Source organism: Seonamhaeicola marinus, assembly GCF_008085455.1.
In genome coordinates, this window is the sequence record NZ_VSDQ01000409.1 from 459,814 (window position 1) to 486,780 (window position 26,967).

The 26,967-nt window shown below is 33.7% G+C and carries 22 protein-coding genes; 16 read left to right on the plus strand and 6 right to left on the minus strand.

What is annotated here, in order from left to right:
• The first annotated feature begins 10 nt into the window (after nucleotides 1–10).
• Nucleotides 11–1,048, plus strand: a complete 1,038-nt coding sequence (locus tag FUA24_RS07070) for a substrate-binding domain-containing protein (protein ID WP_148540965.1) — start codon at nucleotides 11–13, stop codon at nucleotides 1,046–1,048.
• A gap of 106 nt (nucleotides 1,049–1,154) precedes the next feature.
• Here FUA24_RS07070 and gyrB read toward each other — a convergent pair whose 3' ends face one another.
• Nucleotides 1,155–3,095, minus strand: coding sequence for a DNA topoisomerase (ATP-hydrolyzing) subunit B (gyrB, locus tag FUA24_RS07075; protein ID WP_148540967.1), 1,941 nt, complete (start codon nucleotides 3,093–3,095; stop codon nucleotides 1,155–1,157).
• Nucleotides 3,096–3,779: 684 nt separating this feature from the next.
• Here gyrB and FUA24_RS07080 point away from each other — a divergent pair.
• The 5 genes from FUA24_RS07080 (at nucleotide 3,780) to FUA24_RS07100 (ending at nucleotide 10,823) form a co-directional block, all read left to right on the plus strand.
• On the plus strand, nucleotides 3,780–4,049 hold the full coding sequence (locus tag FUA24_RS07080) for an Asp-tRNA(Asn)/Glu-tRNA(Gln) amidotransferase subunit GatC (protein WP_187388199.1): 270 nt from the start codon (nucleotides 3,780–3,782) through the stop codon (nucleotides 4,047–4,049).
• Between the two features lie 2 nt (nucleotides 4,050–4,051).
• Nucleotides 4,052–5,452, plus strand: coding sequence for an amidase family protein (locus tag FUA24_RS07085; RefSeq protein ID WP_148540969.1), 1,401 nt, complete (start codon nucleotides 4,052–4,054; stop codon nucleotides 5,450–5,452).
• Nucleotides 5,452–8,793, plus strand: coding sequence for a bifunctional amidotransferase subunit GatB/aspartate--tRNA ligase AspS (gene gatB/aspS, locus FUA24_RS07090; protein ID WP_148540971.1), 3,342 nt, complete (start codon nucleotides 5,452–5,454; stop codon nucleotides 8,791–8,793). Before FUA24_RS07085 ends, gatB/aspS begins: the two co-directional genes overlap by 1 nt.
• A 45-nt stretch (nucleotides 8,794–8,838) precedes the next feature.
• On the plus strand, nucleotides 8,839–10,149 hold the full coding sequence (locus FUA24_RS07095; RefSeq protein ID WP_148540973.1) for a YCF48-related protein: 1,311 nt from the start codon (nucleotides 8,839–8,841) through the stop codon (nucleotides 10,147–10,149).
• 128 nt (nucleotides 10,150–10,277) lie between these two features.
• On the plus strand, nucleotides 10,278–10,823 hold the full coding sequence (locus FUA24_RS07100; protein ID WP_148540976.1) for a DUF2911 domain-containing protein: 546 nt from the start codon (nucleotides 10,278–10,280) through the stop codon (nucleotides 10,821–10,823).
• Between the two features lie 49 nt (nucleotides 10,824–10,872).
• Here the strand turns inward: FUA24_RS07100 and FUA24_RS07105 are convergent, their stop codons facing one another.
• Together FUA24_RS07105 and FUA24_RS07110 are read right to left on the minus strand one after the other, a co-directional pair.
• Nucleotides 10,873–11,187 (minus strand): DUF202 domain-containing protein, encoded by a 315-nt coding sequence (locus FUA24_RS07105; protein ID WP_148540978.1) that lies wholly within the window; start codon nucleotides 11,185–11,187, stop codon nucleotides 10,873–10,875.
• Between the two features lie 10 nt (nucleotides 11,188–11,197).
• Nucleotides 11,198–11,827 (minus strand): 7-carboxy-7-deazaguanine synthase QueE, encoded by a 630-nt coding sequence (locus tag FUA24_RS07110; RefSeq protein WP_148540979.1) that lies wholly within the window; start codon nucleotides 11,825–11,827, stop codon nucleotides 11,198–11,200.
• A 137-nt stretch (nucleotides 11,828–11,964) separates the two neighbouring features.
• On the opposite strand from FUA24_RS07110, the gene FUA24_RS07115 reads away from it, so the two are divergent.
• The 9 genes from FUA24_RS07115 (at nucleotide 11,965) to FUA24_RS07155 (ending at nucleotide 21,817) form a co-directional block, all read left to right on the plus strand.
• Nucleotides 11,965–13,515 carry a helicase HerA-like domain-containing protein gene (locus tag FUA24_RS07115; RefSeq protein ID WP_148540981.1) on the plus strand — a complete coding sequence of 517 codons (1,551 nt, stop codon included), beginning with the start codon at nucleotides 11,965–11,967 and terminating at the stop codon, nucleotides 13,513–13,515.
• Nucleotides 13,516–13,546: 31 nt separating this feature from the next.
• The gene (locus FUA24_RS07120) at nucleotides 13,547–14,104 is read left to right on the plus strand and encodes a hypothetical protein (protein WP_148540983.1); all 558 of its coding nucleotides are present in this window, start codon (nucleotides 13,547–13,549) and stop codon (nucleotides 14,102–14,104) included.
• Nucleotides 14,105–14,110: 6 nt separating this feature from the next.
• On the plus strand, nucleotides 14,111–14,473 hold the full coding sequence (locus FUA24_RS07125) for a cupin domain-containing protein (protein WP_148540985.1): 363 nt from the start codon (nucleotides 14,111–14,113) through the stop codon (nucleotides 14,471–14,473).
• 3 nt (nucleotides 14,474–14,476) lie between these two features.
• The gene (locus FUA24_RS07130) at nucleotides 14,477–15,304 is read left to right on the plus strand and encodes an alpha/beta hydrolase (RefSeq protein ID WP_148540987.1); all 828 of its coding nucleotides are present in this window, start codon (nucleotides 14,477–14,479) and stop codon (nucleotides 15,302–15,304) included.
• A 64-nt stretch (nucleotides 15,305–15,368) separates the two neighbouring features.
• Nucleotides 15,369–16,124: a pseudouridine synthase gene (locus FUA24_RS07135; RefSeq protein ID WP_148540989.1), complete on the plus strand. Its 756-nt coding sequence runs from the start codon at nucleotides 15,369–15,371 to the stop codon at nucleotides 16,122–16,124.
• Between the two features lie 177 nt (nucleotides 16,125–16,301).
• Nucleotides 16,302–17,183: a leucine-rich repeat domain-containing protein gene (locus FUA24_RS07140; RefSeq protein WP_187388200.1), complete on the plus strand. Its 882-nt coding sequence runs from the start codon at nucleotides 16,302–16,304 to the stop codon at nucleotides 17,181–17,183.
• Between the two features lie 118 nt (nucleotides 17,184–17,301).
• Entirely contained in the window at nucleotides 17,302–19,482 is a 2,181-nt protein-coding gene (locus tag FUA24_RS07145) for a tetratricopeptide repeat-containing sensor histidine kinase (protein WP_148540993.1), read from the plus strand.
• Nucleotides 19,482–20,219, plus strand: a complete 738-nt coding sequence (locus tag FUA24_RS07150; RefSeq protein ID WP_148540995.1) for a LytR/AlgR family response regulator transcription factor — start codon at nucleotides 19,482–19,484, stop codon at nucleotides 20,217–20,219. The genes FUA24_RS07145 and FUA24_RS07150 overlap by 1 nt, the downstream gene beginning before the upstream one ends.
• A 176-nt stretch (nucleotides 20,220–20,395) precedes the next feature.
• Nucleotides 20,396–21,817 carry a DUF1566 domain-containing protein gene (locus FUA24_RS07155; RefSeq protein ID WP_148540997.1) on the plus strand — a complete coding sequence of 474 codons (1,422 nt, stop codon included), beginning with the start codon at nucleotides 20,396–20,398 and terminating at the stop codon, nucleotides 21,815–21,817.
• A 96-nt stretch (nucleotides 21,818–21,913) separates the two neighbouring features.
• Here FUA24_RS07155 and folD read toward each other — a convergent pair whose 3' ends face one another.
• From folD to FUA24_RS07170, 3 genes are all read right to left on the minus strand, one after another.
• On the minus strand, nucleotides 21,914–22,789 hold the full coding sequence (gene folD / locus FUA24_RS07160) for a bifunctional methylenetetrahydrofolate dehydrogenase/methenyltetrahydrofolate cyclohydrolase FolD (protein ID WP_148540999.1): 876 nt from the start codon (nucleotides 22,787–22,789) through the stop codon (nucleotides 21,914–21,916).
• Nucleotides 22,790–22,909: 120 nt separating this feature from the next.
• The gene (gene ffh / locus FUA24_RS07165) at nucleotides 22,910–24,238 is read right to left on the minus strand and encodes a signal recognition particle protein (protein WP_148541001.1); all 1,329 of its coding nucleotides are present in this window, start codon (nucleotides 24,236–24,238) and stop codon (nucleotides 22,910–22,912) included.
• A 254-nt stretch (nucleotides 24,239–24,492) separates the two neighbouring features.
• Nucleotides 24,493–26,259, minus strand: coding sequence for a hypothetical protein (locus FUA24_RS07170; RefSeq protein ID WP_148541003.1), 1,767 nt, complete (start codon nucleotides 26,257–26,259; stop codon nucleotides 24,493–24,495).
• A gap of 146 nt (nucleotides 26,260–26,405) precedes the next feature.
• Between FUA24_RS07170 and FUA24_RS07175 the strand changes: the two genes are divergently transcribed.
• On the plus strand, nucleotides 26,406–26,924 hold the full coding sequence (locus FUA24_RS07175) for an RNA polymerase sigma factor (protein WP_148541005.1): 519 nt from the start codon (nucleotides 26,406–26,408) through the stop codon (nucleotides 26,922–26,924).
• Nucleotides 26,925–26,967: the final 43 nt, after the last annotated feature.

Sequence of the window (26,967 nt, forward strand, 5' to 3'; positions counted from 1 at the left end):
TTGAAGTACATTGACAACGATTAAAGACATAGCAAAAAAGGCAAACGTTTCTACGGGTACTGTAGATCGTGTTATTCATAACAGACCTGGAGTATCTAAGAAAACTAAAGCCCATATTGAGAAAATTATTAAGGAGCATAATTTTCAAATAAATACTATTGCCAGTACTCTAGCCCTTAATAAAAGTTATAAAATTGGGGTTCTAATACCTGAAGCCTCTTCGGAAAACGAGTTTTGGTCTGAACCTAAAAAAGGTATTGAAAAAGCTACCGAGGACATTAAAAACTTCAGAGTTTCTACATCTTTCTTTTTATTTAACCAATTTGATAGCCAATCCTATACTACAGCCTTCTCAAATATATTAGAGGGAGAATTTGATGCAGTGCTAATTGCTCCAGTTTTTCAAAAAGAAACATCTCAGCTTACGCAGGCACTAGACAAGAAGAACATACCCTATGTATTTATAAATATCCAAATTAATAGTTTAAATGCTATTTCTTTTATTGGACAAGATTCCTTTAAAAGTGGGTATTTAGGAGCCAAACTAATGAGTGTTATGATTGCCGATACCGATGAAGTCTTGGTACCTGTTTTTAGATTAAACACCGACAATAATGCTGGTATTTATGAAAGAATTAATGGTTTTAAATCCTATTTTGAGGAAAAAAGGCCTTCTGTAAAAATTTCTAACACCGTTATTCCCGATGTAAACAACTTTGAGGTTATTAAATCTTCATTAGATAAGGAGTTTGAAAAAACTAACATTGCAGGTATTTTTGTACCATCTAGTAGTACTTATTTAATTTCAAAGTATTTAGAATCTTCTAATATTAAAAACATCAGACTTATTGGTTATGACACCAATCAAGAAAATCTTCAATACTTAAAGAAGGATATTATTGACTTTTTAATATGTCAGAATCCCTATTTACAAGGATTCAATGGCATAAAACTCTTAAGCGATTATTTGGTAATGAATAAGATGCCTGAAGGAAAGTATCATTCTGCAATTACAATTGTTACGAGAGAAAACATGGAAGCGTATTAGTTTCTGGTCTCTATTTGAATTATACGTATTACTCTAAAGTGAACTTAAAAAAAATCCCCATAATATAATTATGAGGATTTAGTAATTGTCTTATTTAGTTATGGAATTACGCATCAATATTTGCGTAAATTGCATTCTTTTCAATAAAGTCTCTACGCGGAGGCACTTCATCTCCCATTAACATAGAGAAGATTCTATCTGCCTCAGAACCATTATCAATTTGTACTAAACGCATAGTTCTAAATTCAGGATTCATTGTTGTATCCCAAAGTTGTTCAGCATTCATCTCTCCAAGACCTTTATAACGTTGTATCTTACTACCATCACCAAATTCTGCCACAACCTCATCTCGTTCTTTATCTGTCCATGCATAGCGTTTTTTAGCGCCACGTTTTACCAAATATAATGGCGGTGTTGCAATGTATATATGTCCGTTTTCAATTAACTCTCGCATATATCTAAAGAAAAACGTTAAGATAAGTGTTGCAATGTGACTACCATCAATATCGGCATCACACATAATTACAATTTTATGATATCGTAATTTTGAAAGGTTTAATGCTTTACTATCTTCTTCTGTTCCAATAGTTACACCCAATGCCGTAAAGATGTTTTTAATTTCCTCATTTTCAAACACCTTGTGTTGCATTGCTTTTTCAACATTAAGAATCTTACCTCTTAATGGTAAAATAGCCTGAAAGTTTCTATCACGTCCTTGCTTAGCTGTTCCACCTGCAGAATCACCCTCTACTAGGAACACCTCACATTTTTCTGGGTCTTGTTCGGAACAATCACTTAACTTTCCAGGCAAACCACCAATACTCATTACGGTTTTACGCTGCACCATTTCACGAGCCTTTTGAGCTGCATGACGTGCTTGAGCTGCTAAAATTACTTTCTGAACAATAGTTTTGGCATCGTCAGGATGCTCTTCCAAGTAATCGGTTAACATTTCTGAAACCGCTTGACTTACAGAAGCAGACACTTCTCTATTTCCTAATTTAGTTTTTGTCTGACCCTCAAACTGAGGTTCTGCAACTTTTACAGAAATAATAGCCGTTAAACCTTCACGGAAATCATCACCAGAAATATCAAATTTTAGTTTATCTAACATTCCAGAACCGTCTGCATACTTTTTAAGTGTATGTGTTAATCCACGACGAAAACCTGATAAATGCGTACCACCTTCATGCGTATTGATATTGTTAACATAAGAATGTAAATTTTCTGCATAAGAGGTATTATAAATCATAGCAACCTCAACAGGAATACCATTCTTTTCACCTTCAAAAGCAATAACATCTTTCATTAAAGGCTCTCTGGTTGCGTCTAAATACTGTACAAACTCCGTAAGACCTTCTTCAGAATGAAACGTTTCGGTTATATTATTTCCTTCCTCATCTTTATGTCTTAAATCCGTAAGAACAACTGTAATCCCTTTATTTAAATACGCCAACTCTCGTAAACGGCTTGCCAGTGTATCATAGTTATACTCTAAGGTTTGCTGAAATATCTGAGGGTCTGGTTTAAAAGTAACTATAGTTCCTGATATATCTGAATCCCCTACAGTTTTTACGGGATAAAGTGTTTTTCCTCTTTCATATTCCTGCTCCCATATTTTACCATCTCTATGTACCGTGGCTTTTAAGTGTTCTGATAATGCGTTAACACAACTAACACCAACACCATGAAGACCACCAGATACTTTATAAGAGTCTTTATCGAACTTACCACCTGCTCCAATTTTGGTCATTACAACTTCAAGAGCCGATACACCTTCTTTTTTGTGTAAACCTACAGGAATACCACGTCCGTTATCTTCGGTTGTAATAGAGTTATCTTCATTAATGGTAACTTTTATGGTATCACAGTGTCCTGCCAAAGCTTCATCAATAGAGTTGTCTACCACCTCATATACTAAATGGTGTAAACCTCTAACCCCAACATCACCGATATACATTGATGGACGCATACGTACGTGCTCCATTCCTTCTAGGGCCTGAATACTATCCGCAGAATAATTATGCTTTTTAGCTTCTTCGCTCATATTTTATTTATTTTATCTTCTTTTATTGGTTCTCGCTTTTCAACGGGAATAGTTCAACCAACTATTTTTCTTAAACTTTGTTTTGAAAAATAGAGTTTCATTAACATAAAAAAATGACGCATATGCATCATTTCCCTATATAACAAAGATACGAAATAAAGAAGCTTTTTAAAAGCATTTAAATGAGTTTATCCAAAAATTATCAACAATTGTTAATTAAACAAAAGTTGCTTAAAACGCTTAAAAACCACCTTAAAATCAATTTTTATTAAAAAAATAAAATTCACCAACAACAATTTTAACTAAAATGGCTTAGAGGTTCTTTTTTAAGATTTGCGTTTGCATAATTAGAAAAAACGAAACGCGATACAACAGAATAGTAATAATATTATACTATAAACTCTATAATTGATATAAACTATTTCATTAATTTTTTAAAGAACTTACAATTTAAAATCATTTTTTTTACCAATTTAACAATAATGAAATCGCAACTAAAAAAAAATGAGCTTACTACGTATATTCTCTATATATTTGGGGCGATTTAACTATGAGAAACAATAATAACAATAATAATTTCAATAATCCTAATTTATAGGATCTGGAAGGTTATTGTTATAATAAAATATTAAAAAGCCTTCCAAATTTACGGAAGGCTTTTTTTAATTTAAATACAATAGAACAATGAGTAAAATTATGACAGTCGACATTCTGTCGAGTATTAAAGGCGCAAAACCCTCTGAGGCCGTAAGTCAGTTATTTGATGTAATTAAAAATGCACACACCTCAAATAATAACACTTTTAATACGAACAGCGTTAATGCCGTTTCTGTTAACGATTTAAGGGAAGATGTGGTCATTGAAAGTTCTGCAACTGAAAAAGCTATTATTAAGGAAAACTTTCCTAAAGAAAAGAAAGGGTATTTGGTAGTTTCTAAAGTCATTGAAGAATAATTATGGAGTCTCAAATACATTCAATTCACCAACAACTGGTAAACAAGGAGATTTCTTGTGTTGATTTAATAAAAGAAAAGCTAGAGCTATTAAAACCGAATACTCATAACACTGTAAACAGTTTATTAGATGAAACAGCTTTAAAACTGGCGTCTAAAGTTGATGAGAAAATAGCTAGTGGAGAAACTATAGGGCTTCTGGAAGGTATTCCTTTTGGTATTAAAGATGTCTACATGGTTGAGGGCACCTATACCACAGCAAGCTCAGATTTACTAAAGCATTATAAATCGGCTTATACAGCTACAGCAATACAAAAGTTATTAGATGCAGGTGCTATTCCGTTAGTTAAAGAAAACTGTGATAGTTTTGGTCATGGATCATCTAGTGAAAACACCATTTTTGGCGCTGTGAAAAATGCCAAAAACCCAGAATTAGTTGGTGGTGGTTCTAGTGGTGGTTCTGCTGTGAATGTTGCAAAAGATTATACTGTATTTTCTATTGGAGGTGATACTGGAGGCTCTGTACGTCAGCCAGCTGGGTATAACGATGTTTACGGATTAAAACCTACTTACGGGCGTATTTCTAGGTACGGATTAATGGCTTATGCCTCCTCTACGGATTGTGTTGGTCCTATAGCTAAATCTATTGAAGATATCCGTATTGTACTGAATACCATGAGCGGCAAGGATGTAAAAGACCAAACCACTTACACTTCTTCAGAAATTGAACAAAATTCTATTTTAAGTTCAGATAATATAACATCTGTAGGATACTTTAAGAACTTTATTGAAAGTGAAGCTATTGATGAAAACATCAAAAAGGAATTCCTATCAGCAATAGAAAAAATAAAGGCTAAAGGCATTGCAGTAAAAGCACTTGATTTCTTTAAGTCCGATACTTTGGTTTCAACCTATTATACATTAGCCATGGCTGAAACGGCCTCTAACCTTTCGCGATTAGACGGCACAAACTACGGAAATCGAATTGATGCCGACAATTTAAAGGAGAGCTATTCTGTTACACGTTCTGAAAACTTTTCGGAAGAAACTAAACGAAGAATTGTTGGAGGTAATCAGGTACTATCCCAAGGTTTTAGTGATGAAATCTACTTAAAAGGATTAGCCCTTAGAGATCAAATCTCGCAAAATTTTGAAAACGATTTTAACGAAGTTGATATTATAATTTCCCCTGTTACGCCTATGGCTCCGCCAAAAATTGGTGATAGCTTAAAAGATCCATTGGCTATGTATTTATCCGATGCATATACTGTTGGATTTAGCTTGGGACAATTACCCACTTTAACCGTACCACAAGGTACAGAAACGGGCTTACAACTTACAGCCGCAAAAGACAACGACGAACTTGTTTTGAAGTTTGCTAACTTCTTAAAAGATACGATATAATGGATTTAGAACAATTAAATGAGGCACTAAAAGCCCACGAATTAGAATTGGTTATCGGACTAGAGACACACATCCGATTAAATACCAAAACGAAATTATTCTGTTCTTGTCCTAATGAAGAGACCGAAACTCCCAATGAACATATTTGTTCTGTTTGCACCGGACAAATGGGTGTTTTACCAGCAGTAAACAAAGAGGCCATAACCAAAGCCATTTACTTCGGAAAAGCTGTAAAATCTACGTTTAGTAATGAAGTAATTTCATGGGATAGAAAACATTACGAGTATCCAGATAATCCAAAGAATATCCAGATTACTCAGTTTCACAATCCTGTGATTCCAGACGGACAAGTATCGTGTTTTAGAAATGATGGAAGCGAGTTTACTGTTAATCTAACTCAAGTTCATATTGAGGAAGATGCTGCTAAATTAATTCACGAGAAAAACGTTTCTCTTGTAGATTTTAATAAAGCTGGTGTACCATTAATTGAGATTGTTACCGAACCTTGTATTCACCATATCGAGGATGCTTCAACCTATGCACAATACCTTCAACGTATTGTTCAAAATTTAAAAATATCTGAAGCTAACCTCGAAAAAGGAGAGTTTAAATCTGATGTTTCCGTTTCGCTTAGAAAAAAACGCAGTTACGAGTTAAATCCTAGAACAGAGATTAAAAACCTCAACTCGTTTAAATTCATGACTGAGGCGCTCAAGGAAGAAGTTGAGAAACAACTGAACTACTACTTGGAGCACAAGAAGTTTAGACCAGATCAAACCACAGTTTTATTTGATGCAGATTTAAAACAGACTAAAACTATGCGTAAAAAGGAGTTTGAAGCAGATTACCGTTTCATCTCCGAACCAGACTTACCGTTTGTAAATATTAAAGATGTTGTCGCATCAATAGATGTTGATACAAGTACTTTACCTTACGCTGTAGAACGTATTTTAATTAAAGGTGGTGTACTACCGCAAGATGCTAAATTCTTTACTGGCGATTCTTTACGTTCTGAAACTTTTGTTACCATTAACAACACAATTAATGACCCTTCTTTTGTTGCTAAAACCTTAACCAACAATTTAAAGCCAGAAGACTACGGTAAAATTGAAAACGTTAACGATTTTATTGAAGTTTTCACCCTTTTTAAAGAGGACAAGGTGACACCTGTTTTAGCTCAAAATGCCATTAAGAACCTGTTAGCTGATGCTTCTTTTGATTATGCAACGTATTTTAAAGACAACACAATTTCGGAGGATACGATACATGAAGCTATATCAAAAGTTATCTCTGAAAACGCTGCGGTTGCTAATGATATTAAAGCAGGAAACCAAGGAAAAGCAGGTATTTTAGTTGGTAAGGTTATAGGTATTATCGGTAAAGGTGCTTCTGGAAAAGTGATTCGTGAAGGTATATTACACATGCTTTCCGGAGACAAAACTGGAAGCTTAGAAACGCAAGTTCAAAACCAAAAATCAGTAACAACTAACAAACAAGACGCAATAACTACTCAGCCAGAAGAGGTTTTACCTGAAATTCCGCTTGTAGTAAAAGATATCTACAGAACACACATTGCTTCTGAACTATCTGAGGACTCAATTTCTGATAAAGTCACGTTATCTGGTTGGGTTTCTAGTGTTAGGGATCACGGAGAACTTATGTTTATTGATTTACGAGATTCTAGCAATGAGATTTTCCAAGTACGTTTAAGCAGTGAAACTTTTGGTAGTTTAGATGATTTAGTAAAACTAAAACCAGAGTCTGTTATTTCTGTTACTGGTGAAATTGTAAAACGTAAAGCGGACGATTTTAATCCTAGTTTAAGAACAGGAACTATAGAATTAGAAACTTCTGAATTGGAAATTCTAAACCTTTCTAAAACACTTCCTTTTGAAATAAAACGGGCTACTAAAACAAATGAAACAACTCGTTTTCAATATAAGTTTTTAGACCACAGAAACCCGGACGTACATCGTGTTATTAGAAACCGTCACAGAGTAATTAAGCTCATGCGCGATGTTTTGGATGAGCAAGATTTCTTAGAAATTGAAACACCTATTTTAAGTGCGGGAACAGATGAGGGTGCTAGAGAATTTATTGTTCCTACGCGTAAAGAAGCAGGTTCATTCTACACACTTCCGCAAGCACCTCAGCAATTTAAGCAAATGCTTATGGTGAGTGGTTATGAAAAGTATTTCCAAATTGCACGTTGTTTTAGAGACGAAGATTCTCGTGGTGATCGCCAGCCTGAATTCACGCAACTAGATATTGAAATGGCATATGCAAGTATGCAACAGATTATAGATTTGAACACTGATATGTTCAATGCTATTGTTAAAAAAATATATGGTAAAAAATGGATTTTAAAACCATTCCAAGTACTTACCTATAAAGAAGCTATGGATAAATATGGTTGCGACAGACCAGATTTACGTTTTGGTCTGGAAATGCAAGATATAACTGATATAGTAAAAGACACTACATTCCAAGTATTTAGCAAGCCTATTGATGAGGGCGGTATTGTAAAATGCATTAAGGTATCTGCTGAAGAACAAGGCAAGAAACGTATGTCTAAAGGTCAAATTGAAAAATTGACCAGCATTGCTCAAGAACATGGTTTAGGCGGACTTGCCTATATTATTGTAAATGAAAATGATTTACAATCGCCAATAATCAAATTTTTAGGAGAAGATATCGCAGCCAACATCATAAAAGCAACAGATGCTCAAGTTGGCGATATTGTATTCTTCTCTGCCGCAGACTACGCTACAGCTAACAAAGCTTTAGACGCAGTACGTCAAGAAATGGGTAAAATGCTTAAGCTAATAAACGCTAAGGAATTAAGACCTGCATGGGTTGTAGATTTTCCAATGTTCGAAAAGACTGATGAAGGCAACTGGACCTTTACTCATAATCCTTTCTCAATGCCAGCTACTTATGATATTGAAAAACACATAAACGGCAAAGAAGAAGAAATTGGTTCTATAATTGCACAACAATACGATTTAATTTTGAATGGATATGAAATTGGAGGTGGTTCTGTTCGTGCTCATAAACCAGAGATTTTACAGGCTACATACAAAAACATGGGCTACAACAAAGAAGAAATGATGAAGAGCGTGGGTACCATGTATAAAGCCTTTCACTACGGTGCGCCACCACACGGTGGAATTGCGTGGGGTGTAGATCGTTTAATGATGATTTTAGAAAAGAAAGCATCGATTAGAGAAGTAATGGCATTTCCTAAAACTGGAACCAGTGAAGACTTATTGTTTGGTGCACCTTCGGCTTTATCAAACAAAAAAGTGGAGGAAATGAATGTTAAAGTCATAAATAAATAGGTCTTCTTCAATTTAAGGATATGGTATTTTAATTATGTTTGTGGTATGAAACTAATTAAACTCTTAATATTTTTAATAGGCTTTATCGCTTTTGCGCAGCCTAGCTGGAAAGAAGTCCCTAACCTTACAACAGCTAACACACCAACAAATGGAGGCCCTAGGTTTGATGATGTTTATTTTTTAAATAAAAATACGGGGTGGGCAGCAAACGGTTGGCATGCTGCAGTTTTTAAAACTGAAGATGGTGGTTTAACTTGGACTGAACAACTAAATGAACAACAGTTAAATTCTAATGGTTTAACAGGTGATTTTTATTTTAGAAATGTTGAATTTCTAAATGAAAATATTGGCTTTTTAGGCACCTTATTTAATTCGGCAAGTTTATTAAAAACAATTGATGGCGGAGAAAATTGGACACAAGTTAGTAACATCACTCCTCAACCAGGTCCAATATGTGGTTTAAACACTGTTGGTAGCTCTACTGTCTTTGGATGTGGGGCCTACAGCGAACCTGCTTACATTATAAAATCAACGGATAGCGGTGACACCTGGCAATATACAGACATGTCTGCACATGCAACTGGTCTCGTAGAAATAAAATTCATATCGGAAACTATCGGATATGCTGCAGGTAAAAACTCTAGTGGGGCTGTAATTTTAAAAACCACCAATGGCGGAAATACATGGAGCGAGATATTTAATTCTGGAATTGCAGGGGAATATGTTTGGAAATTACAAGTTTTAGATAGTGATAATGATATTATTTTTGGTTCTGTTGAAGCTGTAGCTCCAAACCCAGGAAAAGTAATTAAATCTACCAACGCTGGTGCCAGTTGGATAAGTAATGATGCCCCGGACAGTATATTACAAGCCGTTGGGTTTATTAATGAAAATAGAGGCTGGGTTGGTGGCCATAACACAGGGTTCCATGAAACCAATGATGGTGGACAGACTTGGACCAATCTAAATATTGGTTTTAATCTAAATAGAATTTTCATAATTGATTCCGACACCGGATTTGCCGCCGGAACTTCTGTATATAAATTTACTTCAGAAGCTTTAAGTACAGAAACTTTTGATGGCATTCACGGTGGCAACCCTCTAAAAATTGATCTGAACAAAAATCCAATTGACGATCTCCTAGAAATAACTATTGAGTTCCAAAAGGCTGATAATTTATTAATTAATTTACATGATATCAATGGAAGACATCTTATAAAACTTACCAAAGATATTATTGCTAAACAGAGTAAAAAAGAATACAAATTTGATGTAAATCAGCTTTCTGCAGGAACTTATATTCTTGATTTCCATCATAATTTAGGTAGGGTTTCTAAAAAATTCGTAAAAAAGTAACCCATTAGCAAAAGTTATCTAGTTTAAAATCTTAACACATTTTATAGAAACTTTAACAAAAACAACAGTAAGCTTTTAAAGAAGCTCAAGACCGTTATACCCTAACATTAAATTTAAAAACCAGTATTATGAAAAAACTATCATTTCTATCTGCCTTTGCTTTTGCTTTAATTATGCTTACTTCTTCAAGTATTTCTGCTCAAGAATTTAGTAAATTAGATAAGAGTCCAATGGATGCAGCTGCTTTCCCAGCTAGCTACAAAGAAGCTAATAAAGCTATTAAGATTGTTTATAGCCGCCCACAATTAAAAGGAAGAGCTTTAAGCAAACTAGCTCCAAACGGTAAAGTATGGAGGTTAGGTGCTAATGAAGCTGCTGAACTTACACTTTATAAAGACATGAAATTAGGGAATACTACTGTAAAAGCAGGAACTTACACCTTTTATGCTATACCAGGAGATAAGGAGTGGACTGCCATAATTAGTAAAGATTTAAATGTGTGGGGGTCTTATTTTTACAAGCAAGACAACGATGTTGCTAGGTTAAATGTTCCAGTAACTTCAGGGGATAAATCACTTGAAGCATTTTCTATTGCCTTTGCTAAAGGAAACAATGGCATAGATATGCATTTAGGTTGGGGAACTACAAGAGTGGTTGTTCCTTTCACAAAATAATAATGGGTAAAAAGCCTAAAAAAAAGCATCCTAAAGTTAGGATGCTTTTTTAGTTTTTATTCTCCAAATTCTCAGACATATAATAAAGTCTTTTGAGGCTTCTTTTTAAAGTTAAAAATCGATACAAGCCAATAACAAAAAACAAGCCACTAAACACCAAGGCTATTAGTGCCAAATATTGATAATTAGGAAAATCTTTTAACTGAAAAAAAGCAATACTACCAAGCAACAAATACAGTGAAGATCTAATATAAGACAGTAATGTTCTTTCGTTTGCCAAACGCGTACGTTCAATAGCAAGGTAATCTCTTAAAATGACCTTTTCATCGGGTTTAAAATGTCTTCCTAAACTTGGCAATTTCATACTTGAATTTTTAAGGAATATTTAAATACTTATGAGTTTGCAAAGACACTTTCCACTTGGGGTTTTGCATTACGTAATCCACTATTAAGGGTACAACCTTATCTCGTTTACTCCATTCTGGTTGCAAATACAAAATACAATCTTTACTAACTTTTGCTGCCTGCTCTTCAGCAAAGCGTAAGTCATCTTTATTATATACAATCACCTTTAATTCATCCGCCTTTTCACAAACCTCATCTGTTGGTAATTTCATTTTTTTTGGCGATAAACAAATCCAATCCCATTGCCCTGTTAACTTATAGGCCCCCGAGGTCTCAATATGCGTCTTTAAGCCTTCTTCTTTAAGTCTTGTTGTTAAAACAGTCATGTCCCAAGTTAAAGGTTCGCCACCAGTAACAACAATAGTATCACTATACTTTTTTGCATTTTCAACAATCTTGGATGTCTCTGTAGGCGGATGTAAATCTGCATTCCAGCTTTCCTTTACATCGCACCAATGACATCCAACATCGCAACCGCCAATTCTAATAAAGTAAGCCGCCGTACCTTTATAATACCCTTCGCCTTGAATGGTATAAAACTCTTCCATTAAAGGCAACATTTCGCCTTTATCAACCTTTATTTTAATCGCTTCATCCATAAGTGGGCAAAGATACGTATTCCCTAAGCTAAACCATAACTTTTGTAATTAACTCAATCTCATATGGCTAAAAACGTGTCCAAAACCTATTTTTTTGTTCTTTTTATTTGCTTTATTTTTATGCAAAATTACTGGATATGGACACCAAGGAGACTTTTTTTAATTACATAACCGAAGGCAATACAACCAAAGGCGATTACATTCCTATTGGAGCTGCAATGTTAGATGGCGAAACGGTTACTGGAGCACATGTAAAAATTCCTTTAAAAACTATGAACCGTCATGGTTTAATTGCTGGAGCCACTGGTACAGGAAAGACTAAGTCTCTGCAGGTACTAGCAGAAAACCTAAGTGATAAAGGCATACCCGTTTTATTAATGGATATCAAAGGAGATTTAAGTGGTATTGCACAAGCAAGTCCTGGTCATCCTAAAATTGATGAACGCCATGAAAAAATTGGGCTACCTTTTGAGGCCAAATCATTTCCTGTTGAAATACTAACCTTGTCTGAGCAAGATGGTGTGAGACTAAGAGCTACCATAAGTGAATTTGGACCAGTACTGTTATCAAGAATTTTAGATTTAACAGAAACACAAAGCGGTATTGTTGCGGTTATTTTTCAGTATTGTGATGACAATAAATTACCATTACTGGATTTAAAAGATTTTAAAAAGATTCTTCAATACGCTACCCAAGAAGGTAAAAAGGAATTTTCGGAAGCTTACGGAAGAATTTCTACGGCCTCAACTGGAGCTATTTTAAGAAAGATTATTGAGCTAGAACAACAGGGGGCCGACTTATTTTTTGGAGAAACTTCTTTTGAAGTTGATGACCTACTGCGAGTTGATGATAACGGACGTGGTTACATAAACATTATTAGGCTTACTGACATACAAGATAAACCAAAGCTTTTCTCAACATTTATGCTGAGTTTATTAGCTGAAATTTATTCTACGTTTCCGGAACAAGGTGATGCGGACCAACCCGAATTGGTGATGTTTATAGATGAAGCTCATTTAATTTTTGATCAGGCCTCTAAAGCGCTTTTAAATCAAATTGAAAGTATTGTGAAATTAATACGAAGTAAAGGCGTTGGTTTATATTTCGTAACGCAAAACCCTACCGATGTTCCAGAAGAAGTTTTAAGTCAATTAGGTTTAAAAGTTCAACATGCATTAAGAGCATTTACAGCAAAAGATAGAAAAGCCATTAAGCTGACGGCAGAAAATTATCCAGATTCTGAATATTACGATACTACAGAGGTTTTAACATCGTTAGGTATAGGAGAAGCTTTGGTCTCTGCTTTAGATGAAAAAGGACGCCCTACACCTCTTGCTGCCACTATGATGCGTGCGCCAATGAGTAGAATGGATGTTTTAACCGATAGCGAATTGCGTACATTGTTATCACAGTCTAAACTGTCAAAAAAATATAACAAAGCGGTAGACCGAGAAAGTGCTTACGAACTGTTAAACGAAAAAATTAAAAAAGCTGAAGCCGAAGAAGCTAAAGAAAAAGCCAGAAAAGAAAAAGAGGCTCTGGAGAAAGCGGAATCTAAAAGAAAAGCCAAAAGCTCAAGCAGACGTAAAAGCACTAGAATGAACCCCGTTGTAAAAGTGCTAACAAGTGCTACTTTTATAAGAAGTGTATTTGGCATTCTTACTAAAGTTATGAATAACCGCAGATAGTAATCTGCATTAAACTATCAATTACCAATCAATGAAGAAATCTATATTCTTAATACTAGTCCTTTGTATTTTGTTATCTAACTGCAATAAAGCTCAAGATCCCTTTGAAATATCAAAACAACATATTGGATTGTTAACAGACTCCACTCAAGTAAAAGATATTGAATCCATATTTGCATCAGACTCTATTTCCAAATTTATAAGCGGAGATGAATTTGCAGGAAGTATTAATAACATTGAAATATTTAAAAAAGGAGGAGAAAAGATGCTGGTTTTAACCCCCGAAAATGTCTTAGATTCAACTTCTGTAATTGAAAGCATTCAAGTACTAGACCCTCAATATAAAACTGCTAAAGGCATTTCAACTTTAAGTACTTTTAAAGATATTAGTGCTGCGTACAAGATCTCTAAAATTAATAATCAGATAAATTCTGTTGCAATTTCGGTTAAAGAAATAAATGCCAGTTTTGTAATAGATAAGAAGGAACTACCTCCAAATTTACAATTTGACTTGAATTTAGAATTTCAAGAGGCGCACATTCCTGATGATGCTAAAATTAAGTACTTTTTCTTATTGTGGAATAATTAATACCTTATGAAAAAGTACACCATTCAAGACAACCCTTTTATTGTGCCTACTAATGACGGGAAAATTATTAAAGAACATTTTGGTATTCCCACTACTGGAGACTCGCAAATTAGTATAGCTCATATGCAAGCACCCCCAGGGTGGAGCGAACCTTATCAAACTCCCGAATTTGATGAATTTACCTTTATTATAAAGGGCAAAAAACAATTTATAATTGATGGAGACAAGGTAATCTTAGAAGCTGGTCAATCTATAAAAATTGAAAGAAATACAAGAGTTCAATACTCTAATCCTTTTGCAGATACTTGCGAATACTTAGCAATTTGCACTCCTGCTTTTTCTATTGAGAAAGTTCATAGAGAAGATTGATACATGGAAAAGTTTATAATAAAACTTATTGGTTCTTATTTAAACGTTTTAAGTTACGTTTCGGGAGACTATGCAGCTAATAAAGCACTCCATTTGTTTTCTACACCTAGAAAAGGCAAGCTTAAACCTAAACATATTTCATTTTTAGAATCTGCCCAACAAGAGTTTTTAAAATATGAAGATTTTGAAATAGCCACTTACCACTGGCAAGGAGATAAAACCACTATTCTTTTAGTTCATGGTTGGGAAAGTAACTCGGCGCGATGGCAAAATAAGGTAACTCATTTTATTGAAGAAGGTTTTAACATTGTTGCTTTAGACGCCCCAGCTCATGGTGCCTCGGGAAGTAAGTTATTTAATGCACTGTTATACTCAGAATTTATAAATGTAGTAGCAAACAAGTACAAACCAGAAATAATAATTGGCCATTCCGTTGGAGGTATGGCTTCAGTGTTTTTTCAACAGAAATACCAACTAGACTCTTTAAATAAGATGGTACTACTTGGAGCTCCGTCAGAGTTCTCAGGTATTCTAAAGAATTACATTAAACTTTTAGGCTACAACAAAAGAGTTGAAAAACATCTCCATCGTATTATTTTGAAAAAATTTGGAGCTACTCCAAGTGATTTTTCAACTTCTAAATTTTCTAAAGATATTGAAGCGGAAGGTTTAATAATTCATGATGTAAAAGACATGATAATTCCGTATGCTGATGCAAAACTCATCAATAAAAGTTTCAAAAACAGTAAACTTATTACAACTGAAGGTTTTGGTCACTCTTTAAACGACAGGTCTGTTACCAAAAATATTTTGGACTTTTTAGAAGAATAAAAAGATACATGTTCTAATGACTTTGTAAATTTCACAATGAAATAATTGCTGTACTTTTGCCCCCATGGAAAACACTTTAAAACGTATTAACAAATTTCTTAGTGAAGCTGGCTACTGTTCAAGAAGAGCAGCAGACAAACTGATTGATGAAGGTAGAGTAACAATTAATGGTGTTATCCCAGAAATGGGGACTAAAGTTGCTCCAAATGATATTGTTGCTGTTGATGGCGAGGTTGTAAATGCAAAAAAAGAAGAATTTGTCTATTTGGCATTTAATAAACCTGTTGGTATTGTTTGTACCACGGACACTCGCGTTGAAAAAGATAACATTATAGATTTTATTGGTTATCATAAACGTATTTTCCCTATTGGACGGCTAGATAAACCAAGTGAAGGCCTTATACTTCTTACCGATGATGGCGATATTGTAAATAAAATTCTAAGAGCCAGTAACAACCACGAAAAAGAATACGTCGTTACCGTAGATAAGCCAATTTCCCAAACTTTTGTAGAGCGCATGTCTAAAGGCATATACCTAGAGGAATTAAAACAGACTACCAAACCGTGCGTTGTTAAAAAAGTGAACTCCAACACTTTTAAAATTATTCTTACGCAAGGTTTAAACCGACAAATACGAAGAATGTGTTCACATCTCAACTATGAGGTGCAGACGCTTAAACGTATAAGAATAATGAACATTAATTTAGATTTACCCGACGGGAAATATCGCGAACTCACTACCAATGAATTTACAGAATTAAGTAAACTTATAAGTGGTTCTACCAAAGAGTTTGTACCGAGAAAAATCAAAAGAAAATAATAGACTGTTATTATTCACCTAATCTATTTTAACTTTTTTCTATCTAAAAATTGGCTTTTCGAATATTTAGCCAACGTAAGCATTTATTACTTTAAAATGTCCAAATAAACATTAGCTATGTTCCATTAGGTAGTTGTCATGTACCTTGGTTTTTTTATTCTTAAAAACCAGAACATCATGAAAAAAAAACTACTTTTTTTAACTATTTTATTAATAAGTGTTATCGGGTATTCCCAGACGTTTACGGTTCAAAACAGCAATTTCTCATTTATGTTTGAGATAACCTCTCCAAGTACAGTTTCTTTAAAATTCTATACACCATCGGACTCTAATCCTTATAATGTTGTTATACCTGCATCGGTTTCAAATGGTGGCACAACATATACCGTAACCTCTATTGACAACTTCGTCTTTCTTAGTAAGGCTATCTCGAGCCTAAGTATACCAGACTCGGTTATTTCAATTGGTCAATTTGCTTTTTCATCAATTGGCTTAACTTCTGTTGTTTTACCCAGTAGCCTTGAAACCATTGGAGACTTTGCCTTTCAAAACAATCAATTTTCTGTTCTTACTATTCCGAGCAATGTAACTAGTATTGGCAATGGGGCTTTTATAGGTAACCCTTTAACCTCAGTTACATCTTTACCCTCAATACCTCCTTCAATAACAACAACTAGCACAAGCATAAATGACTCGTTTCATAGTAGTGGAAATAGAAGTGGAATAGATTTAATAATACCTGTAGGCACAACTGGAGCCTATGTTACAGACCCTGGCGCATTATGGACAGGTTTTAATACTGTCACAGAAAGTACATCATTAAGCTCCTTGAATTTTGAAAAAAACAATCAAATTAAATTAATTAACAGAAACAATGGTTTAGAAGTTACTTCGGCTAATAGTGCCACTTTAAAGAATTATACCATTTATAATATGACTGGAGCTAAAATATCTCAAGGTTCTGAAACTTCTATCTCTATTGGAACTTTATCAAAAGGTATATACATTGTAGAGTTACAATTTAATGAAGGTAGACTTGCTAAAAAATTTATAAAATAGAACTATGCAAAAATAAAAACAACCACCTTATTTATTTAACCGCAAGTAATTTTAAATAATAGCTTGCGGTTGTTTATTAGATATATTGTTTATTAGTACTTCATACATATCATCTTTTATGAAAATCATCAGCACTGCCATAACTCTATTCCTATTAATATTTACCAATATTGTTATTTCTCAAAATAGCAAAATAGATAGTCTCAAAATTGAATTACAAAACCATAAAGAAAATGATACAATAAGAGTTAATCTTTTAAACACACTTGCATTTTTTCACTTCACTAATAATATTCCTAAATCAATTGAATATTTGGAAGAAGCAAATGAAATAGCCAAAGTTATACATTTTGAAAAAGGAAAAGCAAGGAGCATATATATAAAAGGCATAACCGAAGCGGTACAATCCAATTACGATCAAGCTCTCAATTATTATAATGAAGCATTAATAATTTATAAAAACATTGATTTTACAAAAGGAATAGCAGACAGTTTTAATGCAATAGGCATAACGTACAAAAATAAAGGAGAGTTAAGAACAGCAGCTACGTACTTCAAAAAAGCAATTGAGATAAACGAAGAAATAGGAAGTAACAATCTTTCTGCCAGCCTTTTAAATTTAGGAACAACATATTCGGATATGGGAGATTTTGATGAAGCTATCTTGTATTTAAAAAAGGCACTGTCTATAGCCAAAGTTGAAAAAAACGAACAACGTATTGCCTACAGTTTAAATAATTTGGGAACCATTTATAATATTCAAGGTAATACCCCATTAGCTTTAGAGCATTTTAATAAATCTTTAACCATTCACAAAAAGTTAGGAGATAGTATCAGTATTGCTCATAACTTCAAAAACATGGGCTACACTTATAATATTCAAAAAAACAACGAAAAGGCAATAAGCTACTTTAAAAAATCTTTAGGTATTTACCAGCGTATTAATAACAAACATAGAATTTCAGCAACATTAAGCGATATAGGAAACATACATGAGGAAAGTGGAAATTATCAAAAAGCCCTTAAATATTATATTGACGCATTGCGCATAAGTAAGGAGGTTGGAGCCAATAGTGAGACAACATATATTTTAAATAATATCGGTGGTATTTATTTGCTATCTAAGGATTATACAAATTCAAACCAATACTTCAAGAAAGCGAAAAAGATAAGCTTAGAAAAAGGAAACAAAGAAACATTATGTGGTGCCTATATTGGGCTAGCTAGAATTGATATAAATCAAAGAAATTATGATGCTGCCCTGGGTAATGCGCTAAAAGCAAAAGAAATTTCGGAAAAATCGGGATTTTTAGAGTATCAAAAACAAACTTTAGAAGCACTTTCTAAAATTTATAAAAAGACAGGCTATTATGAAAAAGCTCTTAAAAGCTATGAATTATATAAAACTCTAAACGATAGCTTATTTAGCAAAAAGAATGTTGAAAAAATTGCGCAAATAGAAGCTGAATACAAATACAAACAAGCCATAGATTCCGCCAATATCAGAGAATTAGAGCTAACCAAACAGGTTACTACAACTAGCAGAGATTTAGAAAAATCTAAACAAAAGTATTTATGGGCAATTATCGGATTTTTAACAGTATCAATTATCTTAGGCTCTACTATCTTTTTTCAAAAATTTAGAACCATAAAAGCCAAAAACCAGACAATTGTTACCGAACAAAAACTGTTACGCTCACAAATGACGCCTCATTTTATCTTCAATTCACTATCCGTATTACAAGGCATGATATTAAACAAAGAAGATAAAAAATCGGTAAATTATCTTTTAAAATTTTCAAAATTAATTAGAATTACGTTAGAAAACTCAAGAGATAAATTAGTATTACTTTCTCAGGAATTATTGGCAGTAGAAAATTATCTGGCACTGCAAAACTTAGAAAACGCATCCTACCAATACAACATAACTGTAACTGATGCTATTAATACAAGTGCATTTAAAATCCCGCCAATGCTTATTCAACCTTTTGTTGAAAATGCCATTGAGCATGCTTTTAATGAAACTATTTCTACTAAACAAATAGATATTTCAATAAATTATTCCAAAGAAGATTTAATATGTACAATTGCAGATAATGGTATAGGCATAAATGCGCAAAAGACCTCAAAAGTAGCTGAGAAATCATCTATGTCTACACTTATAACATCAGAGCGTTTACAAATCTTATCAAAAGACCTAAAAGTAAATGGCAGTATTACAATAGAAGACAGAACTGAATATAATTCTCAAGGTACTTTAGTAACTTTAATTATTCCTCATAAAATAATTCAATCTTAATGAAGATAATAATTGTAGAAGACAAGGCATACATTAGAAAAGGCCTTATAAATTTACTTCACCATATTGATAATTCTATTGATATTTTAGGAGAATGTACCACAGTAAAAGATGCTATAGTTGTATCTAATACCTGTAAGCCAGAATTAGTCTTTTTAGACATTAACCTTCCTGACGGCACTGGATTTGATTTTTTAGATCAAACAGAACACACTAATTTCAAAGTTATTTTTATTACCGCATATGAAGAGTACGCACTTAGGGCATTAAAATTTGGGGCTGTAGATTACCTTTTAAAACCTGTAGATGCCGAAGAATTACAAATAGCACTGCAAAAAGTAAAAAACACCACAGTAGCTACACAGCAGCAAAAAATAAAAGCCACAAAAAAGGTTTGGAACTCAGACGACTCTATACTTATTTTGTCTTTACAAGATAGTTTTCAAGTTATAGATTTAAATGAACTAATGTATTGTGAATCAGACAAAGGCTATACTACATTTTATTGCATTAATAATAACAAATATATAGTTTCTAAAACTTTAAAAGAATTTGAAGACCGATTAACCAGCTTTGGCTTTTCACGTATTCACCAGTCCTTTATTGTCAATTTAAAATATATAGACCGATACGATAAATCTGGAACCATCTATTTGAAAAACGGAAAAAAAATTCCTGTATCATCCAGAAAAAAGAATCATTTTCTAAACACTTTTTTAGGATGGATTAACAAATAATGCTTTAATAACTAAAGTGGAAGGGTTCTTTCTAACGTTATATCTCGCACATTTTTACCATGGTAGCACACTTATTTATTTTGAATAAGCAGAAATAAGATTGCTGTTTTTTTATAGTCCTTCTCCAAATATTTTTGGTAGCTAATAAGTCAATTTAACTTTTAAATTATTAAAAAATGAAAAAAGCCACCAAATTTATCAAAATGTTATTCATTACAGTATTAATGATATCCTATAGTTGTAGTGACGATGATGCGCCACAAATTAACCTAGAAGATTTACAAGCAACCATAGATGAAAACCCCACAAACGGACAAGTTATTGGTACAATTCAAAGCAACACCAACAACGTTTTAACGTTTAGCATAATATCGCAAACACCTAACGGAGCTATAGCCATTAATGAAAATACAGGTGAATTAATAGTTGCCGATGCTACGGTGTTTGATTTTGAAACCAACCCTATAATTACTGCAGTGGTTGAAGCTGATGGTGCAGAAAATAATGCCAATGTAACGATTAACGTAACTAATGTAAACGAATTAAGTATTCAGGATTTTACAACTACCATTGATGAAAATCCAACCGATGGTGATGTACTTGGTACAATACAAGCAGCAGGAGACGGCACATTAAGTTTTAGTATAATATCTCAAACACCAACAGGAGCAATGAGTATAGATGCTAACACTGGAGAGTTATCTGTTTCTAATCCCAATTTATTTGATTATGAAACCAACACTGTGCTTACAGCTACTATTGAAGTTAATAATACTATAAGCACCCAAACAGCCACAGCTACCATTAACCTAAATGATGTAGATGAAGTAACAGCACAACAAACAAACATGACGATTGATGAAAACCCCTCAAACGACGATGTTGTTGGTACTTTAACAGCAAGTGGATCAAATTTAACATACACCATTACCTTTCAAAACCCTGCCGGAGCATTTGACATCAATCAAAGTACTGGAGAATTAACGGTTGCCAATGCCTCTTTATTCGATTACGAAACCAATCCTAATATGTTAGCGACCATTTCGGTAAGTAATGGTACTCAAACTGTGTCTGCCAACGCTTTGGTAGCACTAAATGATATACATGAGATTGGAGATTTTAAATTTGGAGGCGTGATTTTTTGGATAGACCCTGCTAGTAATAATAGTAAAGGGTTGGTTGTTGCCACAAGCAGTCAACCTGATGGTGCATGGGGATGTTCGGGCACTTCAATTTCTGGAGCCAATGGTCAGGCTATTGGTGATGGGGAATTAAACACAACTGCAATAGAAACTTCTTGCTCAACAGCAGGAACTGCTGCCGATATAGTTTCTAATTTAAACCTTAATAGTTATAATGATTGGTTCTTACCAAGCATGAACGAAGCGAATGAAATATATCTCAATTTAACAGAAGTTAATGCTGGCATAACAGCCAATGGAGGTGTTACTATATCTCCTAATAACTCATATTGGACTTCTACAGAAACCAGCACAACTTTAGCTCGATTTATTGGCATGTCTAATGGTTCGTTAAATTCAGTTAACAAAAATGCTTCCTTACAGGTAAGAGCAATACGAACTTGGACAGATTTTTAAAATACCCCTATTTTAAAATAAAAACCTCCTTTTAAGTTATAAAAGGAGGTTTTTATTTTATTGTAAGCAATAGTAAACTATTACTCAATTATAAAATCAGGCTCTTCTTTCTCTTGCCAATAATGTATTCTTAAGAAGCATTGCAATTGTCATGGGTCCAACCCCACCAGGAACTGGCGTAATATAACTTGCTTTTTTACTAACACTTTCAAATTCTACATCTCCTGCAAGTCTATACCCGTTCTTTTTAGTTTGGTCTGGAACACGAGTTATCCCAACATCTATTACCACCACATCTTCTTTAACCATATCGCCAGTTAAGAACTCAGAGATACCAATAGCAGCAACAATAATGTCTGCTTCTTTAGTAATTTCTGTTAAATTTTTAGAGCGACTATGCACTACAGTTACGGTAGCATCGCCTGCTTTACGCTTTTGACTCATAAGTATACTCATAGGTCTACCAACAATATGGCTTCTACCCATAACCACAACATTTTTTCCAGAAGTCTCAACCTGATAACGCTCTAGTAACTCCATAATACCATATGGCGTTGCTGGTAAAAAGGTTGGTAAATCTAATGCCATTCTACCCACATTGGTTGGATGAAAACCATCTACATCTTTATCAGGGTCTATAGCCATTAACACCTTTTGTTCATCTATTTGCTCTGGCAAAGGTAGTTGTACAATAAATCCATCAATATCCTCATTCGTATTTAGCTCATGTATTTTCTCTAACAATTCTTCTTCAGAGGTATATTCAGGTAATTCAATTAGTGTTGAATTAAACCCTATTTTTTCACAAGCTTTTACTTTAGCATTCACATAGGTCATACTTGCCCCATCACTACCAACTAATACAGCTGCTAAATGAGGAACTTTTTCGCCTTTTGCAACCATTGAAGCTACATGTTCAGCTATTTCTTCCTTAATATCGTTACTAACTTTTTTACCGTCTAAAATTGTCATGTTACTATTTCTCGCAAAGGCGCAAAAGACGCCAAGTTTATTTTAAAATATTTTCAAGATGTTTCGCTTAAATACAGCAATACACCACTTTTAACTTCTAACTTCTAACTTCTAACAAGATTAACGCATATTCTTCATCATCTGCATCATCTTTCTACCGCCTCCACCTTGCATCATCTTCATCATTTTACTCATCTGGTTGAATTGTTTTAAAAGCTGGTTTACCTCCTGAACAGAAGTACCAGAACCTTTTCCAATTCTCTTTTTTCTACTTGCATTTATGATGGATGGATTTGCTCTTTCTTTTGGTGTCATGGAATGTATAATGGCTTCAATACCTTTAAAGGCATCATCATCAATATCTACATCTTTCATCATTTTCCCAGCACCTGGAATCATACCAACAAGATCTTTCATGTTACCCATTTTCTTAATCTGTTGGATTTGCTTTAAGAAATCATCAAAACCAAATTTATTTTTGGCAATTTTCTTTTGAAGTTTTCTAGCTTCTTCTTCATCAAATTGTTCCTGAGCTCTTTCTACAAGAGACACAACATCTCCCATTCCTAAGATTCTGTCTGCCATACGAGATGGGTGGAATACATCAATAGCTTCCATCTTCTCTCCTGTACCAATAAATTTAATAGGTTTATTTACAACAGATTTAATAGAAATAGCGGCTCCACCACGTGTATCACCATCTAATTTGGTAAGAATAACCCCGTCAAAATTCAATACATCATTAAAGGCTTTTGCCGTGTTAACTGCATCCTGCCCTGTCATAGAATCTACAACGAATAAAGTCTCATTTGGCTGGATAGCTTTATGAATGTTAGATATTTCGGTCATCATTGCTTCATCTACAGCTAGACGACCAGCGGTATCTATAATTACTACATTATGTCCGTTAGACTTTGCATGTGCTATTGCTGCTTGAGAAATTGCAACAGGATCATTATTTCCTCTGTCACTAAAAACCTCAACACCAATTTGGTCTCCAACTACATGTAACTGATCTATCGCAGCAGGACGATATACATCACAGGCTACTAATAACGGTTTTTTAGTCTTTTTGTTCTTAAGGTAATTTGCCAGTTTACCAGAAAAAGTAGTTTTACCAGAACCTTGTAAACCAGACATTAAAATTATACTTGGTGCTCCAGATAAATTAATCCCAGCGGCATCACCTCCCATTAACTCCGTTAACTCGTCCTTTACAATTTTAACCATTAATTGCCCTGGTTGCAACGTTGTTAATACGTCTTGACCAAGGGCTTTTTCCTTTACTCTATTCGTAAAATCTTTGGCTATTTTAAAGTTAACATCCGCATCTAATAAAGCACGTCTTACTTCTTTTAGAGTTTCCGCTACATTTACTTCTGTAATACTTCCATGACCCTTTAATACGTGTAAGGCTTTATCTAATTTATCGCTTAAATTATTGAACATAATTTTCTTGAAATTTTAAGAATTGCAAAGTTAATCAATTGACCTGTATTTATAAAGCTTGTTTATTGCAAAAATAATTAGGCTCTGCGCATAATGTTAAGCTATTAGATTTCTATCCTTTGCGAGAATGACAAAATATGTAATCAAAAAAAGGCTGTCAAATTTAAAATTTGACAGCCCATTTATAAGAAACTTAGCTAACTAACCTAACAAACCGAAAATCTAAGTTTCACAGTTACTAATCAATAAACCTTTTACCAGTCTGCATGTTCAAGAACAAGAATCTTTTCAATAACCCCATTTGGGTTGTAGATTTTTAATTCTATTCTATCAGACGTAATTTCTTTAATCTTCCATCTATGAGTTAATTCGTTGAAAGGCTCATTATCTTCACCAAACTTCATACCTAAGAAAAGACCTTCATTTCTATAAGCTAACCAAGAACCTCTAGTTTCGTTTTCATTAGGATCAAATATTCTAATCTTCCCATTTTCTTCGAAATCTAATGCATACCCCATGTAATTTTCCGTTAAGTCTGCATCGTGATCCATATATGAAGCTACCTCCCATACGTTAGACACTAATACATCAAAGATGTAGTTAATATCTTGGTCAACATCTGGACAGTGTCTCATTAACACCATTTTGTTATTTTCGTTTTCTAACTTAATTAAGTTCTCTCCTAAGAATGTAATTAGCCATTGTAATTTTAAGTCTGGTCTTCCCTCTAAGTTAATTTCTAAACCAATTCCTGCTGGTCTTACTAAAACTTCATAAGTACCTTCAACTAATTCACCATTAACTCTAATTTTCACAACATTATCTTCAAAGAATTTAAGCGGTGTTCCAATATAGTCTTTTTCATTATCAGCACCATTTACGCTCAATCTTGCTATTCTCCATAAACATTCTTGTAAAAAGTTCTCAACACGTTCTTTAGTATGATCTATTACTACATCACAATTACGTTTCATGATGATTCTACCACCATCACCATTGTAAATTTTAACTTTACCTTCTTCAATTTCATAGATGAACCATTCTAAAGTAAAGTCTGCAAGGTTATCAAACTCCATTTTTAATTTAGCACCTCTGTCTGGTACAATTCTAGTTTCCCAAGTTCCAGTAAGTACATCGCCATTTCTAGCTCTCATTACTACAACACCATCTTCTTTAAAGTTAATAGCATACTCAAAATAAGCTTCGGTGTTTAATTGGTTATATCTTTTAAACTCATGAACTAACCAAGGACATTTTTTTAAGTACTCATCTAAACGCTCTTTTGTGAAGTCATCATCATTATGATCGTTATCATCATCTTCATCACAAGCATCTTTTGCATCCCTAATAGTATTGTGTAATTCTTCGTTGTTATTAACTACTATTTCAGTACCATCGGCTAGTTCCATAGTTACAGGGTAGTTAATACTAGCAATGACTTCTTTATTTCTTACACGTTTCATGAAACGGTGTAACTCTCTATCGTTTTCAATTGAAATTGTATCAATAATTAAGAAGTCTGCATTAAAAATTGAGAATGAAATTGGGTATTGAAAATCAATACATTCTATATCGTCATCATCTTCATTTTCTCCGCCACACTCTTCTACATAATCCTCTAATTCATCTTCATTATTAATGGTAATTTCATCGTGTTCTGCATTAATAATGGTCACAGGGAAGATCATATCTAAGTCATCTTCGTCATCTTCAAATTCATCAAAAATGGCTTCTATTACAGCAAAGTCATCTTCAGAATCTATAATAATCTCTAAACCGTTAACAACAACTGTAAGCGGTAACTTAATAGAAATACAACTTGCTTGGTCTATAATATTGTCTACAGATCCATCTAATTTAGCAGTTGCACTTACAAACGTTGCTAACTCAGATTCAGCGGCAATAGCTTCAGCTTCAGATTCAGATGGGTCGGTTATAATTACCTCCTCTTCCTGACAAGATGTTAATATAAAAAGAGCAAAAAAAGGTAATAAAAGTAAAATTCTCCATTTAGTTTTCATGATAATTAATTTTGGGTTAAACATAGCTTTTTGGTGATAAAACAATTTAGTTTTAAATATTCCTACCCTCCTACTCAAAAAAAAATCAAAAAATAATTTACAAATTCATAAAAGCCTTATTTTAGTGGCTATAACTAAACGTTCAAATGAGTAAACCACTTCACGATAATATTTGTGCAGAACATATCTTTTCATCGATTTTTAAGAAACATTCCAAAGACTTACACAACTTTTTATATTATAAGTTTGGCGATTTATTAAATCCAAAAGACAAAACACAGGAAGCTTTTGTAAAGCTATGGGAAAACTGTTCTAAAATTTCACCAGATAAAGCCAAGAGTTTTTTGTTTACCACAGCTAATAATTTAATGCTGAATGAGGCAGCTCACCAAAAGGTGGTTTTAAAACATCAGCAAATTGCTAAACCTAAATTAAGTACAAATGAGAGTCCTGAGTTTTTAATGCAGGAACAAGAGTATAATGATAAACTGCAAAAAGCATTAGCTAATTTAACAGAACCACAACGTGTAGCATTTTTGATGAACAGAGTTGAAGGCAAACGTTTTAAAGAAATTGCCGAAATATTAGATATTTCTACAAAAGCGGTTGAAAAACGTATTTATGGGGCGTTGACTAAATTAAGGAAAGAGATTAAGGAGTTGTGACGGAAGACTGAAGACTGAAGACTGAAGACTGAAGACTGAAGAC

Coding starts and splice junctions, on each gene's coding strand:
- gyrB (WP_148540967.1), bottom strand. CDS start 3,095: ATGAGCGAAGAAGCTAAAAAGCATAATTATTCTGCGGATAGTATTCAG.
- FUA24_RS07080 (WP_187388199.1), top strand. CDS start 3,780: ATGAGTAAAATTATGACAGTCGACATTCTGTCGAGTATTAAAGGCGCA.
- FUA24_RS07085 (WP_148540969.1), top strand. CDS start 4,052: ATGGAGTCTCAAATACATTCAATTCACCAACAACTGGTAAACAAGGAG.
- gatB/aspS (WP_148540971.1), top strand. CDS start 5,452: ATGGATTTAGAACAATTAAATGAGGCACTAAAAGCCCACGAATTAGAA.
- FUA24_RS07095 (WP_148540973.1), top strand. CDS start 8,839: ATGAAACTAATTAAACTCTTAATATTTTTAATAGGCTTTATCGCTTTT.
- FUA24_RS07100 (WP_148540976.1), top strand. CDS start 10,278: ATGAAAAAACTATCATTTCTATCTGCCTTTGCTTTTGCTTTAATTATG.
- FUA24_RS07105 (WP_148540978.1), bottom strand. CDS start 11,187: ATGAAATTGCCAAGTTTAGGAAGACATTTTAAACCCGATGAAAAGGTC.
- FUA24_RS07110 (WP_148540979.1), bottom strand. CDS start 11,827: ATGGATGAAGCGATTAAAATAAAGGTTGATAAAGGCGAAATGTTGCCT.
- FUA24_RS07115 (WP_148540981.1), top strand. CDS start 11,965: ATGGACACCAAGGAGACTTTTTTTAATTACATAACCGAAGGCAATACA.
- FUA24_RS07120 (WP_148540983.1), top strand. CDS start 13,547: ATGAAGAAATCTATATTCTTAATACTAGTCCTTTGTATTTTGTTATCT.
- FUA24_RS07125 (WP_148540985.1), top strand. CDS start 14,111: ATGAAAAAGTACACCATTCAAGACAACCCTTTTATTGTGCCTACTAAT.
- FUA24_RS07130 (WP_148540987.1), top strand. CDS start 14,477: ATGGAAAAGTTTATAATAAAACTTATTGGTTCTTATTTAAACGTTTTA.
- FUA24_RS07135 (WP_148540989.1), top strand. CDS start 15,369: ATGGAAAACACTTTAAAACGTATTAACAAATTTCTTAGTGAAGCTGGC.
- FUA24_RS07140 (WP_187388200.1), top strand. CDS start 16,302: ATGAAAAAAAAACTACTTTTTTTAACTATTTTATTAATAAGTGTTATC.
- FUA24_RS07145 (WP_148540993.1), top strand. CDS start 17,302: ATGAAAATCATCAGCACTGCCATAACTCTATTCCTATTAATATTTACC.
- FUA24_RS07150 (WP_148540995.1), top strand. CDS start 19,482: ATGAAGATAATAATTGTAGAAGACAAGGCATACATTAGAAAAGGCCTT.
- FUA24_RS07155 (WP_148540997.1), top strand. CDS start 20,396: ATGAAAAAAGCCACCAAATTTATCAAAATGTTATTCATTACAGTATTA.
- folD (WP_148540999.1), bottom strand. CDS start 22,789: ATGACAATTTTAGACGGTAAAAAAGTTAGTAACGATATTAAGGAAGAA.
- ffh (WP_148541001.1), bottom strand. CDS start 24,238: ATGTTCAATAATTTAAGCGATAAATTAGATAAAGCCTTACACGTATTA.
- FUA24_RS07170 (WP_148541003.1), bottom strand. CDS start 26,259: ATGAAAACTAAATGGAGAATTTTACTTTTATTACCTTTTTTTGCTCTT.
- FUA24_RS07175 (WP_148541005.1), top strand. CDS start 26,406: ATGAGTAAACCACTTCACGATAATATTTGTGCAGAACATATCTTTTCA.